Here is a 13,279-nt window from a genome sequence, read left to right on the forward strand (position 1 = left end):
CGATGATCGGCGACGGCTGTTTCCTCGGCAGGCGTTGGGAGTTGTGCATGCGGGCGTTCCCGTTCACCGCGGTGGTCGGCCTGGCCGACCTGCGACTGGCGCTGGTGCTTTCGGCGGTGTCCCCGGCCATCGGCGGGGTGCTGGTCCGGGGCGAGAAGGGCACCGCGAAGTCGACCATGGTGCGGGCGCTGGCCGGGTTGCTGCCGCCGGTGGACGTGGTGACCGGCTGCCGGTTCTCCTGCGATCCCGCCGCACCCGACCCCGCCTGCCCGGACGGCCCGCACGAAGCGGGCGCGCCCGCCGGACGCCGCCCGGCGCGGCTGGTGGAACTGCCCGTCGGCGCCGCCGAGGACCGGGTGATCGGCTCGCTCGACTTGGAACGCGCGCTCGGCGAAGGCGTCACCGGCTACCAGCCCGGCCTGCTCGCCGCCGCGCATCGCGGCCTGCTCTACGTGGACGAGGTCAACCTGCTCCACGACCACCTGGTCGACGCGCTGCTGGACGCGGCCGCCATGGGCCGCGCGACTGTCGAGCGCGAGGGCGTCTCGGTCTCGCACGCCTCGCGCTTCGTGTTGATCGGCACGATGAACCCGGAGGAGGGCGAACTCCGGCCGCAGCTGCTCGACCGGTTCGGGTTGACCGTGGAAGTGCGCACCAGCCGTGAGCCGTCCGAGCGCGTCGAGGTGGTGCGCCGGCGCCTCGCCTACGAAGCCGATCCGGACGGTTTCGCCGCCCGGTACGACGAAGCCGAGGCCGCGCTGGCCGTGCGCATCGCCGACGCCCGCCGCGGCCTGCCCGCGGTCACCCTCGACGACGCCGCGTTGCTGCAGATCGCCGAGGTCTGCGCCTCCTTCGACGTCGACGGCATGCGCGCGGACATCGTCACCGCGCGGACCGCCGCCGCGCACGCCGCCTGGTCCGGCCGCACCGAAGTGACCACAGAGGACATTCGCGTGGCGGCTCGCCTCGCGCTGCCGCACCGGCGCCGCCGCAACCCGTTCGACGCGCCCGGCATCGACGAGGAGCAGTTGGAACAGGCGCTGCGCGACGCCGAACCACCGGAACAGGGGCCGCCGGACGACGACGGCCCGGGCAGTGGAGCCCCGCCGGAGCCCTCCGGTGAAGCTCCGCCGCAGCAACAGGAATCCGAGCAGCAGCAGGCACCGCAGGGTCCACAGCAGACGGTCGGGTCCGGGCAGCCGTTCCGCGCCCGCCTGTTCACCGTGGACGGCACCGGCGCCGGTGCGCACGGCCGCCGGTCGCGGTCGATCACCGACAGCGGGCGCACCATCGGCGTCAAACCGCCCAGCGTGCGCGAAGGCCGTCCGCACCTCACGGCGACCGTGCTGGCCGCGGCACCGCACCAGCGGGCTCGTGGGCGCTCCGGTCCCGGCCTGGAACTGCGCACGCGTGACCTGCGGTACGCCCTGCGGGAGGGGCGCGAGGGCAACCTCGTGCTGTTCTGCGTGGACGCCTCGGGCTCGATGGGCGCGCGGGCGCGGATGGGCGAGGTCAAGTCCGCGGTGCTGTCCCTGCTGCTGGACGCCTACCAGCGACGGGACAAGGTCGGCCTGGTCACCTTCCGCGCGTCGGCCGCCGAGCTGGCGCTGCCGCCGACGATCAGCGTGGACGCCGCGGCCGCCCGGCTCGAAGCGCTGCCCACCGGCGGGCGTACCCCGCTCGCCGAAGGACTGCTGCGGGCGGCCGAAGCGCTGCGCGTGGAGTCCATTCGAGACCCCCGGCGCCGCCCGTTGCTGGTCGTGGTCACCGATGGCCGCGCGACCAGCGGCTCGAACGCCGTCGCCCGCTCGCACGCCGCGGCGGACCTGATCGCACGCCAGGGCATCGCGTCGGTGGTGATGGACTGCGAGAGCGGGCGCATGCGGCTCGGGCTCGCGGCGGAACTGGCCACGCGACTGGGCGGCGAGCACGTGCCGCTCGGTGAGGTCGCCGCGGATTCGCTCGCCGGTGCCGTCCGCGCTCGGACGGGCAGGGCCGCCTGATGCCCCAGGGGAAACCGGAGTTCGTGCCCGACGACGGGCTGACCACGCGGCAGCGGCGCAACCGGCCGCTGCTGATCGTGCACACCGGCGCGATGAAGGGGAAGTCCACCGCGGCCTTCGGCATGGCGCTGCGGGCGTGGAACCAGGGCTGGTCGATCGGGGTGTTCCAGTTCGTCAAGTCGGCGAAGTGGAAGGTCGGTGAGGAAGCCGCGCTCCGCGCGCTCGGTGAGGTGCACGCGAACACCGGCCAGGGCGGGCCGGTCGAGTGGCACAAGATGGGCGAGGGCTGGAGCTGGGCGCGCAAGGCGGGCACCGAGGAGGACCACGCCGAGAACGCGCGCGAGGGCTGGGCCGAGATCGCCCGCCGGATCGCCGCCGCCCAGCACGACTTCTACGTCCTCGACGAGTTCAACTACCCGCTGCACTGGGGCTGGATCGACGTCGCCGAGGTGGTCGGCGTGCTGCGGGACCGGCCCGGCCGCCAGCACGTGGTGATCACCGGGCGCAACGCGCCGCCCGAGCTGATCGAGGCCGCGGACCTGGTGGTGGAGATGACCAAGGTGAAGCACCCGATGGACGCCGGGCAGAAGGGCCAGCGAGGCATTGAGTGGTAGTGGCATGGGTGACTTCGTGAGGGCTTCGTGAGGGCACTGCCGCGGGTCGTCATCGCGGCACCCGCGTCCGGACATGGCAAGACGACCGTCGCATCCGGGCTGATGGCGGCGTTGCGGAAGCGCGGGTTCGCGGTGTCCGGGCACAAGGTCGGCCCCGACTACATCGACCCGAGCTACCACGCGCTCGCCACCGGGCGGCCCGGCCGCAACCTCGATCCGTACCTGCAGAGCGAAGACCTGGTCGCGCCGCTGCTGCTGCACGGCGCGTCCGGCGCCGAGATCGCGGTGATCGAGGGCGTCATGGGGTTGTTCGACGGCGCGTTGGGCACCGAGGGCTACGCGTCGACGGCGCACGTCGCCCGGCTGGTCGACGCTCCCGTGGTGCTGGTGGTCGACGCGAGCGCGGCGAGCCGCAGCGTGGCCGCGACCGTCTACGGCTTCGCACACTTCGACCCGCGGGTGCGGCTGGCCGGGGTCATCCTGAACAAGCTGGGGTCCGAGCGGCACGAACGCGAGATCCGTGAAGCGATCGGGAAAACCGGGATCCCGGTGCTCGGGGCGTTGCGCCGCTCCGACGACGTGCATTCGCCGAGCCGCCACCTCGGGCTGGTCCCGATGGCCGAGCGCGCCCGCGAAGGCGCGGTGATGGTGGACCGGCTCGCGGCGTGGGTCGAGTCCGGAGTGGACTTGGAGGCCGTGGTCCGCGCGGCCAGGGAAGCTCCTGACGTGGCGGCGTCGCCGTGGTCGCTGCCGGAGCCGCCGCCGGGTCCGCGCGCGGTGGTGGCGGCTGCCGGGGGCGCGGCATTCTCCTTCCGGTACACCGAAACCGGCGAGCTGCTGGCCGCACTCGGGGTGGACCTGGTCGACCTCGACCCGATCAACGACGAACGCCTGCCCGAGGGGTGCGCCGGGCTTTACTTCGGCGGCGGTTTCCCGGAAGTGCACGCCGAAGCCCTGTCCGCCAACGCTTCCCTGCGCGCTGAGGTGGCCGAGGCGGTCTCCGGCGGACTGCCCGTGGTCGCCGAATGCGCCGGGTTGCTCTACCTGTGCCGCGAACTGGACGGCCTGCCGATGACCGGCGTGCTCCCGGCGACCGCCAGGATGACCGCCCGCGGTGCACTCGGCTACCGCACCGCGACGGCGGTCGAGGACAACCTGCTCGCCGCACGCGGGGAGCAGGTGACGGGGCACGAGTTCCACCGGACCGAGGTGATCCCCGACGGGCCGTTCGCCGCCGCGTGGCACTGGAACGACGCCGACCACGGCTGCGCCTCGCCCACGCTCAACGCCTCCTACCTGCACGTGCACTGGGCCGGGCACCCGGCCAGGGCCGCGGCCTTCGCCCGCGCGGTGCGCCGTGGTTGACCTGTGGCACCACGGTGATCGCGAGGTCGGGCCGGGACTGGTGGACCTCGCGGTCAACGTCCGGCTCGCCGAACCACCCGACTGGCTGATCACCGAACTGACCGCCGCGCTGCCGCGGCTGGCCGCCTACCCCGATTCGACCGAGGCGACCGAAGCCGTCGCCGCCCGGCACGGCCGGTCCGCCGGCGACGTGCTGGTGACCTCCGGTGCCGCCGAGGCGTTCACGCTGATCGCACGCGGTTTGGGCGCGCGGCGGGCGTGCGTGGTGCATCCGCAGTTCACCGAGCCCGAAGCCGCGTTGCTGGCCGCCGAGGTGCCCGTCTCGCGGGTCCTGCTCCGCCCGGAGGACGGCTTCACGCTCGGTCCGGTGCCGGAGGACGCGGATCTGGTGGTGGTCGGCAATCCGACCAACCCCACGTCGGTGCTGCACCCGGCTTCCTCCCTGCGGGCGCTGTGCCGTCCCGGACGCGTGGTCGTGGTCGACGAGGCGTTCCTCGATTCGGTGCCCGGCGAGCCGGAAACCCTGGCGGGCGAAGCGATCCCGGGTCTGCTGGTGATCCGCAGCCTGACCAAGACCTGGGGCATCGCGGGCCTGCGGGCCGGGTACGTGCTCGGGCCTGCGGAACTGATCGACCGGTTGCGCGCGGTGCAGCCGCCGTGGTCGGTCTCGGCGCTGGCGGCGGTCGCCGTGGTCGCGTGCTGCCGTCCCGAGGCGTTGAAGCAGGCCGACGAACTGGCGGTCGCCGCCGAAGCCGACCGGGAATTCCTGCTCACCGGCCTGCGTGAGCTGGGCGTCGCCGTGCACGGGGTGCCGCGGGCGCCGTTCGTGCTCGGTGAGTTCCGTGATGGCGCCCAGGTACGGGAAACCCTGCGCGATCGGGGTTATGCCGTGCGCCGGGGCGACACGTTCCCCGGCCTGGGCCCGGACTGGTTGCGCATCGCCGTGCGTTCCCGGCCGATCATGTCGGGGTTCCTGACTACGCTGCGAGACACAACAACGCAGCGGTGACACCGGTCTCCACGCACGCGCCCAGCACGTCCCCCGTGATGCCGCCCAGCCGCCGGACGCAGCGCCACAACAGCAGACCACCCGCGCACACCGCCGCGAAGACCGCGAGAAGTCCCTGCCACCACGGCAAACCGGCGAAGGTGCCACCCCAAGCGGCCAGCGCCGAGCCCAAAACGACCGACACGGCCGCGCCGAGTACCGGCACCGAACCCGCGACGGTCGCTCCCAGACCCTCCGGCCGGGCGGACGGCACCCCGCGCGCACAGCCGATCGCCAGCAGCACCCGGCCCGCCAGCACCGCCACCACCACCGCGAAGATCCCGTGACCCGCGCTGATCGCGCCCGCCAGCGCTCCACATTGGACCAGCAGCACGATGACCAGCGTGGCCACCCCGCTCGGCCCCGAATCGCCCTTGCGCATGATGCTCAGCGCGCGTTCGCGGTCATAGGACGCGGAGAGCCCGTCAGCGGTATCGGACAAACCGTCCAGGTGCAAGCCCCGGCTGCCCAGCGCGACGACGCCCAGCGCTAGCGCGGCGGCCGGCAGCGCGGGCAACGGCAGCAACGTGACCAGCGCCCCGGCCGCGGCGAGCGGCACCACGGCCAGCGGCGCCAGCAGCATCGCGCCACGGGCCACGCGCGCGTCGATGACCCGGGGCGCGGGCACCGGAACGACCGTCAGCGTGCCGACGGCCATGCGGATCGCGTCCTGGATGAGCACCCCTCGCATCAGGACAGGTCGGCCAGCGAGCTCATCTCGGCGAGGATCGCGCGAGCCGCCCGCAGCACCGGCACCGCCTGCACGGCTCCGCTGCCCTCACCCAGGCGCAGCCCGAGGTCGAGGATCGGTTCCAGCCCGAGCGCCTTGAGCGCGTGTGCCTGCGACGGTTCGGTGGAGCGGTGCCCGGCGAGCCACCAGTCCACCGCACCCGGCGCGATGTCCTGCGCGACCAGCGCCGCCGCACCCGAGAACACCCCGTCGAGCAGCACCGGCACACCACGAACAGCGCCTTGGACCAGGAAACCCGCCGTCGCGGCGGCGCAGGCGCTGCCGAGCGCGGTGAGCCGGTCGAACGGGTCCTCGGCGCGGTCACCCGTGCGCGTGAGCGCTGCCGTGACGGCGGCGACCTTGCGGGCATGTCCTTCCTCGTCGACGCCCGTGCCGGTGCCGACGACCTCCTCGGCAGGCAGGCCCAGCCGGGCCGCCACCAGCGCGGCGGCCACCGTGGTGTTCCCGATCCCCATGTCGCCGGGGATCAGCAGGTCGGCGCCGTCGTCGATCTCGGCGTCGGCGATCCGGCGGCCCGCGTCGAAGGCCCGGTTCGCCTCACCCGGCGCCAGCGCGTCTTCGCGATCGATCGAGCCGGAGCCGCGGCGGATCTTGTACGCGGTCACCTCGTCCGGCAGTCCGTCGGCGTCGACCGCCAGATCGAACACCTTCACCCGGGCCCCGACCTGCCGCGCGAGCACGGTCACCCCGCTCGTCCCGGCCAGGAAGACCTGCACCATCGCCGCGGTGATCTCACGCGGGTACGCGGACACGGCCGAGGCGGTGATGCCGTGGTCCCCGGCGAACACCGCGACCCGCACGTCGGCGAGTTCCCGCGGCGGGACGGCGTCGTGGGCCGCGCTCAGCCAGGCCGCCAGTTCTTCGAGGCGCCCCAGCGAACCCAGCGGTTTCACCAGGCCGTCGAGCCGGGCCAGCGCGTCCTCGCGGGCCGCCGCCGAGGGTGGCGTGATCTTCATCGGCCGTCCTTCCCGGAGAGTTCGAGCACCCGGCCGGCCACCACCAGCAGCACCTTGTCCGAATGCGCGGCCACCTCGCTGTTCAGTGCGCCCAGCACATCACGGAACACGCGCCCGGAGAACGTGCCGGGCACCACACCGCTGCCGACCTCGTTGCTCACCGCCACCACCGGCACCCTGGCCGTCCGCCAGGCGTCGATGAAGTCGAGCAGGTAGTCGTCGAGGCGCTGCTGCCAGCCGTCGGTCTGGTCCCAGGCACCCACGTCCCCCAGCACCCGCGACAGCCAGGTGCCGAAGCAGTCGATCAGCACCGGTGCCGACGCGCTGCGCAGCGCACCGGGCAGGTCGGCCGTCTCGACCGTGCGCCAGCCCGCCGGTCTGCGCGCGCGGTGCGCGGCCACCCTCGCCGCCCATTCGGGATCGCCTTCGCTCGCCGGCAGTCCGGTGGCGAGGTAGATCACGTGCGGGTGCCGGGCCATCAGCCGCTCGGCGTGCCGCGACTTGCCGGACCGGACACCGCCGAGCACCAGTACCTTCTCGTCCCGGGTGCCGCGGGCGTACCGGCGCAGGACCTTGGCGCCGGTGTCCAGGCTGGTGGCCGCGAGCCGGGCCGCGCGCCGCAGGTGCGTACTCATGTCCGGCATTCTGGCCCACCGGTTAGGGTCGCACAGTGGTGCATCCGGTGGATCATGTCTTCTTTCGGCCACGTGACCAGGTCCGGGCCGCCGGTCTGCTCGCCGGGTACGCCGCCGACCGCCTCTTCGGCGACCCGCGCCGGGCCCACCCGGTGGCCTGGTTCGGCAACCTGGCCTCGGCGGTGGAACGGCGGATCTGGGCGGACTCGCGACCGCGCGGCGTGGTTCACCTGCTCATCTGTACCGCAACGGCGACCGGCTTGGGCGTAGCCGCCGAGCGTGTCCCGCCGCCGCTGCGCTTCCTCGCCACCGCGACCGCCACCTGGATCGTGCTCGGCGGCCGCGGCCTGGCCTCGGAGGGGATCGCGATGGCGGACCTGATCGAGGCCGAGGACCTGGCGGGAGCCCGTGCCCGGCTGTCCCACCTCTGCGGTCGTGACGCCGCCGCGCTCGACCTCGCCGACCTGACCCGGGCCGCGACCGAGTCGATCGCCGAGAACACCTCCGACGCCGTGGTCGCGCCGTTGTTCTGGGGTGCCGTCGCCGGAGTCCCCGGCCTGCTCGCCTACCGCGCGCTGAACACGCTGGACGCGATGGTCGGCCACCGCTCACCGCGGTACGAGCGCTTCGGCTGGGCGTCCGCCCGCGCCGACGACGTGGCGAACCTGGTCCCGTCGCGCTTGGCGGCCCTGTTCACCGCGGCCTGCGCGGGCCGCGACGCCCGGCGCGTGCTGAAGGTGTGGCGACGCGACGCGAACGTCCACCCGAGCCCGAACGCGGGCCAGGTGGAAGCGGCCTTCGCCGGCGCGCTCGGCGTCCGGCTGGGTGGCGTGAACAGCTACGGCGGCGAGGTGTCCGAACGCGGCCGCCTCGGCGACGGCGACCCACCGCGACCGGCCGATCTGCGCCGAGCCGTGCGGTTGTCGCTCGCCGTCGGCGCGCTGGCGGCGGTGGCTGCGGCGGTGGTGAGCCGATGAGCGGGCTGCTGGTTGCCGGAACCACTTCGGACGCGGGCAAGAGCCTGGTCGCCGCCGCGCTCGGGCGCTGGCTCGCGCGCCGGGGCGTGCGGGTGGCGCCGTTCAAGGCGCAGAACATGTCGAACAACTCGATGGTCTGCGCCGATGGTGCCGAGATCGGTCGCGCGCAGTGGTTGCAGGCGCAGGCGTGCCGCGTCGAACCGGAAGCCGCGATGAACCCGGTGCTGCTCAAACCGGGCAGCGACCGGCGCAGCCACGTGATCGCGATGGGCAAGCCGTTCGGCACGCTGGAGGCGGGGGAGTTCGCCACTGGCCGGGCGGGCCTCGCGCAGATTGCCTTCGGGGCCCTGCGCGAACTGCGAACACGGTTCGACGTGGTCATCTGTGAGGGCGCGGGCAGTCCGGCGGAGATCAACCTGCGGGCGGGCGACTACGTCAACATGGGGTTGGCGCGCGAAGCGCGGCTGCCGGTGCTGGTCGTCGGCGACATCGACCGCGGCGGGGTGTTCGCCGCCATGTACGGCACCCTGGCGCTGCTCGAACCCGAGGACCAGGAGTTGATCGCGGGCTGGGTGGTCAACAAGTTCCGCGGTGACCCCTCCCTGCTCAAGCCCGGCCTTGACGCGCTGGAGGAACGGACCGGCCGTCCGTTCTACGGCGTGCTGCCGTGGCTGGACGGCGTATGGATCGATTCCGAGGACGCACTGGCCGTCGCGGGCTGGCGCCGGGATCGCCTGCGCGTCTCCGGGGGCCGTCCGTTGCGGGTCGCGGTGGTCCGCTTTCCCCGTGCCTCCAACGCGACCGATGTGGACGCACTCGCCGCAGAACCGGGCGTGGAGGTGTCGGTGACCGCCGATCCGGACGTGGTCGCGGGCGCGGACGTCGTAGTACTCCCGGGCAGCCGGGCCACCGTGGACGACCTGCGGTGGCTGACCGACCGCGGCCTCGCCGACGTGGTCCGGGCCAGGGCCGGCGACGGGCGCCCGGTGCTCGGCATCTGCGGTGGCCACCAGATGCTGGCGCGTCGCATCACCGACGACGTGGAATCCGGCGCCGGTGCGGTCGACGGCCTCGGCCTGCTGCCGACCTCAGTGACCTTCGAAACGGAGAAGGTGCTCGGACGCCCGCGCGGCGAATGGCGGGGACACGCCGTGGACGCCTACGAAATCCACCACGGCAAGGTCGTACTGGAAGGACACGCCGAACCCTTCCTCGACGGCTGGCGCCACGGCTCGGTCTGGGGCACCACCTGGCACGGCGCCTTCGACAACGACGACTTCCGCCGTGCGTGGCTCACGGCCGCCGCCGAGCAGGCGGGCACCACCTGGGCACCCGCCGCCGGCGCGAAAAGCTTCCCGTTGCTGCGAGAAGAAATGCTCGACCGCTTGGCCGACGCGGTCGAGGAACACCTCGACACGCGCCGACTGCTCGAACTCATCGAACGAGCTGCGCCTGTCGGGTGAGCACGCGTTCCGCCAGTGCGCCGAAGATCAACCCGAGCGCCACCCACAGCACGAGTTGCGTGCCGAGCGAAGCGATCCGGAAGGTCCACAGCGTGGAACCGGGGAAGCCGTCGGGCACCTCGTCGATCGACGGCAGCAACGTGGCCGCCACCGAAACCAGCACCACGTAGGCGCCCGCCCCGGCCAGCCCGCCGTTCCAGCCGCCGACCTTCCGCCCGAGCACCGCCGCGCCGACCGCGAAAACCAGGGACAGCGCGACGAAACCGAAGTACAGCGCGGTCCGGTCGCCGATGGTCTCGCCCTGTCCGACCGCGGGCGGGTTCGCCGGGTACTTCAGGAACGGCACCGCGACCACCACGATGAAAGTCGCCACCGCGAGCAACGCGGACAACACCCGTGGCCGCAGGGAACCCAGGCGGCCGTAGGAAAAAGCGAAGGCGAGCGAGAAGAGCCCACCACCGGCGACGGCGTACGCGCCGACGCCGACCAGCAACCCGAGCGTGCTCTGCACATCCCGGCTGACCAGTTCGGCCTCTTCCTCGCCATGCGAATGTCCGCCGGGTTCGACGTGCGAATGCGCGGCCGTGCCCGCTTCCTCGATGCCGATGGCCGCGTCGACCGGCGGTTCCCCGGCGAAGAAGGCGAAAACGGCCGCGAGCACGCCGGCGGCCAGGCCTGCGAGCAACCCGCGGACCAGTAAGGTCCTCATCATGACGCCGCGCTCAGTGGCAGGGGAACGCGAGCAGGTGACGGCCGTCGTGCACGAACTCGTGCACGTAACCGTTGGAGAACAGGGCGAGCGCGCCCTGCTCGGTGCTGACGAAGTACAGCACCACGAGCGCGAGCACGCCGATGAACACGGCCCACGGCAGAATCTCGCGGATCGGGATGCGGAGTTCGGGTGTCGCGGGAAGGGGAACCGCTGCTTGGGTCACGGGGAACCTCCTTGGGCTTTCGCGGCCCGGTCGGTGTGCGCGACGGCGGCGGGTCTGACTCCCGTGCTGGTTACAGTGGCGCGACCGTGCGGATTTTCACCGGCTTCCGGCCACCGTCGCATGGCCGACCGAGCGTAAGGACGCCGCTCAGGTGGTGTCAATGTGACGATCGGCTACGGCTTCCGCGCGATCGGCCGTGCGCACGATGCCGTTGACGAACCGCGGCCACAGCTCCGGCGGGGTGTCGTGTCCCATTCCGGGCACCATGTCCAGTTCCGCGCCGGGGATGGCCCGCGCGGTGGCCCGGCCGCCTGACGGGTTCACCAGCGGGTCTGCCGCGCCGTGGATGACGAGGGCCGGGATCCGCAGCTTGCGCAGCCCGGAGGTCCGGTCGGGGGCGGCCATGATCGCGCCGAGGTGGCGGACCGTGCCCGCCGGGTTCGCGCCGCGGTCGTAGGTGGTCGCCGCGCGGGCCCGCAGCCGGGCCTCCTCGGCGGGGTAGCCGGGAGAGCCGATCACCCGGAAGGTGCGGATCATCTGCTCGATGTACGAATCGCGGTCCTTCGGGGCCGGCTGCAGCAGGTTCTTCATCGCGCGCGGGCTGGGCAGGCCGACGAGCTTGTTGCCGGTGGTCGACATGATCGAGGTGAGCGAGAGCACGCGCGTCGGGTGCCGGATGGCCAGCGTCTGCGCGATCATGCCGCCCATCGACACGCCGGTCACGTGCGCCGCCGGGATCTCGAGGGCGTCCAGCAGCGCGGCGGCGTCGTCGGCGAGGTCGGTCAGCTGGTACGGCGAACGCCGCAGCAGCAGGGCGGGCAGCAGCCCGGCGCGTCCGTGCATGGCGGTCGAGCGGCCGGTGTCGCGGTTGTCGTAGCGGATGACGCGGAAGCCACGCTCGGCGAGCTGCTCGCAGAACTCCTCGTCCCACCAGGTCATCGGCCCGCCGAGGCCCATGATCAGCAGCAGCGGGCGCCCGTCCGGCTCACCGAAGACCTCGTAGCAGAGCTCGATCCCGTTCGCCTGGACCGTGCACTCGTTCATCCAGCCCCCTCCTCGTCGGCGAGCTTGCCCAGCTCGTCCAGCGCGTCCCGCAGGTAGTCGATCAGGTTCCAGACGTCCGGCACCAGCTCGCGGCAGACCACGATGCCGAAGTCCAGTTTGCCGTCGTAGCTCATCACGGTGATGTTGATCCCGCCACTCGCGTCGGTGATCGCCGAGACCGGGTAGTGCCCGAGCAGTTTCGCGCCCGCGGTGTAGAGCGGCATCTGCACGCCGGGCACGTTCGACACGACCAGGTTCACCAGCGGCGACGTCGCGCCGGCGAACCGCATCAGCGCGCGGGCCGACAGCGCGCCGAGCGCGGCGGGCAGCATGGCGCTGAAGTCGACCAGCCAGGAGGCGGGCAACGGCTGGTACCGCTGCTTGGCCAGTGCCATCGCCGAGACCACCTCGTCGAGGCGAGCCTTCGGATCGGCGACGTGCACCGGCAGCGGCGCGAGCATCACCGAGATTTGGTTGCCCGCCGTGCCCGCCTGCTCCGGCGTGCGCACCGACAGCGGCACCAGGGTGACCAGCGGGCTCGCCGGGATGGCCTTGTGCTCGGCGAGCCAGCGGTGCAGCGCGGCCGCGCACAGCGCCATCACCACGTCGTTCACCGTGTGGCCGAAGGCGTTCTTGATGCGCTTGACCTCGTCCAGCGGCAGCGAGCCGTAGGCGAACCGGCGGTGCTGGGTGATCGGCCCGTTGAACGGGGTGTGCGGCGGGACCAGGCGCGGGCGTTCGGTTTCGTCGCTCCCGGGGCTGAGCCGGGCCAGCCGGTTGCCCGCCTTCGCCAGCGCGCTCGCCCCGGGAATCCCTGCCACGCCAGGGAGTTTGTCCAGATGCGGCAGCATTTTCGGCACCGACAATGCCAACTTGAGCGGTTGGAGCGCGAGCTTGCGGGCAGCCGTGGCGAGCAGGGAGAGCCTCGGCGGCGGCCCTTCCACCTGGCGACTGCCGCGTGGATCGACGTGACGGGGTTCCGGCGTCAGGTCCATCAGCACCCCGAGCAGCTCGGCGCCGGAAACGCCGTCGATCGCCGCGTGGTGGACCTTGGTGTACAGCCCGACGCGGCCGTGCTCGAGACCTTGGATGACGTAGGCCTCCCACAGCGGGCGACGCCGGTCGAGCGGCCGGGCGGCGATCCGGGCGACCTGCTCGGCGAGCTGCTGGTCGTTGCCGGGGGCGGGGAGGGCGATCTCGCGGACGTGGAACTCGAGGTCGAAGTCGGCGTCCTCGATCCAGTACGGGTGATCGAGGTTCAGCGGGACTTCGAGAAGCCGCCAGTGCAGCGGGCCCGCCAGGTGCAGGCGCCGGGCGATCAGCGCGCGGACGTCCTCCACGGTGAGCATCCCGTTCGGCGCGGTTGACGGGTCGAGGATCGACAGGCCGCCGACGTGGCCGGTGGTGGTGGCGGATTCGGCGTTCAGGAACTGCACGTCGAGCGCGCTCAGCTGACGCATCCCAGGCCTCCTCGGTAGTGGTCCCGGC

The 13,279-nt window shown here is 72.7% G+C and carries 13 protein-coding genes; 6 read left to right on the forward strand and 7 right to left on the reverse strand.

Features of this window, described 5'->3' with window-relative positions:
• The first annotated feature begins 47 nt into the window (after positions 1-47).
• From JOM49_RS17670 to cobC, 4 genes are read left to right on the forward strand one after another with little or no spacing between them, the layout of a single operon-like run.
• Positions 48-2,003, forward strand: a complete 1,956-nt coding sequence (locus JOM49_RS17670; RefSeq protein ID WP_209665373.1) for a putative cobaltochelatase — start codon at positions 48-50, stop codon at positions 2,001-2,003.
• A complete protein-coding gene (gene cobO, locus JOM49_RS17675; RefSeq protein WP_209665374.1) occupies positions 2,003-2,617 on the forward strand; it encodes a cob(I)yrinic acid a,c-diamide adenosyltransferase in 615 nt (204 codons plus the stop codon). Before JOM49_RS17670 ends, cobO begins: the two co-directional genes overlap by 1 nt.
• A 27-nt stretch (positions 2,618-2,644) precedes the next feature.
• Positions 2,645-3,982 (forward strand): cobyrinic acid a,c-diamide synthase CobB, encoded by a 1,338-nt coding sequence (locus JOM49_RS17680; protein ID WP_308158777.1) that lies wholly within the window; start codon positions 2,645-2,647, stop codon positions 3,980-3,982.
• The gene (gene cobC / locus JOM49_RS17685) at positions 3,975-4,991 is read left to right on the forward strand and encodes an Rv2231c family histidinol phosphate aminotransferase CobC (protein WP_209665375.1); all 1,017 of its coding nucleotides are present in this window, start codon (positions 3,975-3,977) and stop codon (positions 4,989-4,991) included. Before JOM49_RS17680 ends, cobC begins: the two co-directional genes overlap by 8 nt.
• On the opposite strand, the gene JOM49_RS17690 is transcribed toward cobC, so the two are convergent.
• Genes JOM49_RS17690 through JOM49_RS17700 form a run of 3 tightly spaced genes read right to left on the reverse strand, consistent with a single transcriptional unit; the run spans position 4,960 to position 7,381 of the window.
• Positions 4,960-5,721, reverse strand: coding sequence for an adenosylcobinamide-GDP ribazoletransferase (locus tag JOM49_RS17690; protein WP_245369361.1), 762 nt, complete (start codon positions 5,719-5,721; stop codon positions 4,960-4,962). The two genes, cobC and JOM49_RS17690, sit on opposite strands and share 32 nt — an antisense overlap.
• Positions 5,721-6,737, reverse strand: coding sequence for a nicotinate-nucleotide--dimethylbenzimidazole phosphoribosyltransferase (gene cobT / locus JOM49_RS17695; RefSeq protein WP_209665376.1), 1,017 nt, complete (start codon positions 6,735-6,737; stop codon positions 5,721-5,723). Before cobT ends, JOM49_RS17690 begins: the two co-directional genes overlap by 1 nt.
• Positions 6,734-7,381: a bifunctional adenosylcobinamide kinase/adenosylcobinamide-phosphate guanylyltransferase gene (locus tag JOM49_RS17700; protein ID WP_209665377.1), complete on the reverse strand. Its 648-nt coding sequence runs from the start codon at positions 7,379-7,381 to the stop codon at positions 6,734-6,736. The genes cobT and JOM49_RS17700 overlap by 4 nt, the downstream gene beginning before the upstream one ends.
• 38 nt (positions 7,382-7,419) lie before the next feature.
• Between JOM49_RS17700 and JOM49_RS17705 the strand changes: the two genes are divergently transcribed.
• Both JOM49_RS17705 and JOM49_RS17710 read left to right on the forward strand, forming a co-directional pair.
• On the forward strand, positions 7,420-8,349 hold the full coding sequence (locus tag JOM49_RS17705) for a cobalamin biosynthesis protein (RefSeq protein WP_209665378.1): 930 nt from the start codon (positions 7,420-7,422) through the stop codon (positions 8,347-8,349).
• Complete coding sequence (locus JOM49_RS17710) at positions 8,346-9,812, forward strand: cobyric acid synthase (RefSeq protein ID WP_209665379.1); 1,467 nt, start codon at positions 8,346-8,348, stop codon at positions 9,810-9,812. The genes JOM49_RS17705 and JOM49_RS17710 overlap by 4 nt, the downstream gene beginning before the upstream one ends.
• On the opposite strand, the gene JOM49_RS17715 is transcribed toward JOM49_RS17710, so the two are convergent.
• The 4 genes from JOM49_RS17715 to JOM49_RS17730 all read right to left on the reverse strand — a co-directional run bounded on the left by JOM49_RS17715 (position 9,784) and on the right by JOM49_RS17730 (position 13,251).
• The gene (locus JOM49_RS17715) at positions 9,784-10,524 is read right to left on the reverse strand and encodes a CbtA family protein (RefSeq protein ID WP_209665380.1); all 741 of its coding nucleotides are present in this window, start codon (positions 10,522-10,524) and stop codon (positions 9,784-9,786) included. The two genes, JOM49_RS17710 and JOM49_RS17715, sit on opposite strands and share 29 nt — an antisense overlap.
• 10 nt (positions 10,525-10,534) lie before the next feature.
• Complete coding sequence (locus JOM49_RS17720; RefSeq protein WP_209665381.1) at positions 10,535-10,747, reverse strand: CbtB domain-containing protein; 213 nt, start codon at positions 10,745-10,747, stop codon at positions 10,535-10,537.
• Between the two features lie 147 nt (positions 10,748-10,894).
• Complete coding sequence (locus tag JOM49_RS17725) at positions 10,895-11,791, reverse strand: alpha/beta fold hydrolase (RefSeq protein WP_209665382.1); 897 nt, start codon at positions 11,789-11,791, stop codon at positions 10,895-10,897.
• On the reverse strand, positions 11,788-13,251 hold the full coding sequence (locus JOM49_RS17730; RefSeq protein ID WP_209665383.1) for a WS/DGAT/MGAT family O-acyltransferase: 1,464 nt from the start codon (positions 13,249-13,251) through the stop codon (positions 11,788-11,790). The genes JOM49_RS17725 and JOM49_RS17730 overlap by 4 nt, the downstream gene beginning before the upstream one ends.
• Positions 13,252-13,279: the final 28 nt, after the last annotated feature.

The organism is Amycolatopsis magusensis (genome assembly GCF_017875555.1).
GTDB lineage: Bacteria > Actinomycetota > Actinomycetes > Mycobacteriales > Pseudonocardiaceae > Amycolatopsis > Amycolatopsis magusensis.

Excerpts from the sequence above, each read along its gene's own strand:
- JOM49_RS17715 (WP_209665380.1), bottom strand. The coding sequence starts at position 10,524 with ATGATGAGGACCTTACTGGTCCGCGGGTTGCTCGCAGGCCTGGCCGCC.
- JOM49_RS17700 (WP_209665377.1), bottom strand. The coding sequence starts at position 7,381 with ATGCCGGACATGAGTACGCACCTGCGGCGCGCGGCCCGGCTCGCGGCC.
- JOM49_RS17710 (WP_209665379.1), top strand. The coding sequence starts at position 8,346 with ATGAGCGGGCTGCTGGTTGCCGGAACCACTTCGGACGCGGGCAAGAGC.
- cobO (WP_209665374.1), top strand. The coding sequence starts at position 2,003 with ATGCCCCAGGGGAAACCGGAGTTCGTGCCCGACGACGGGCTGACCACG.
- cobT (WP_209665376.1), bottom strand. The coding sequence starts at position 6,737 with ATGAAGATCACGCCACCCTCGGCGGCGGCCCGCGAGGACGCGCTGGCC.
- JOM49_RS17730 (WP_209665383.1), bottom strand. The coding sequence starts at position 13,251 with ATGCGTCAGCTGAGCGCGCTCGACGTGCAGTTCCTGAACGCCGAATCC.
- JOM49_RS17670 (WP_209665373.1), top strand. The coding sequence starts at position 48 with ATGCGGGCGTTCCCGTTCACCGCGGTGGTCGGCCTGGCCGACCTGCGA.
- JOM49_RS17690 (WP_245369361.1), bottom strand. The coding sequence starts at position 5,721 with ATGCGAGGGGTGCTCATCCAGGACGCGATCCGCATGGCCGTCGGCACG.
- JOM49_RS17725 (WP_209665382.1), bottom strand. The coding sequence starts at position 11,791 with ATGAACGAGTGCACGGTCCAGGCGAACGGGATCGAGCTCTGCTACGAG.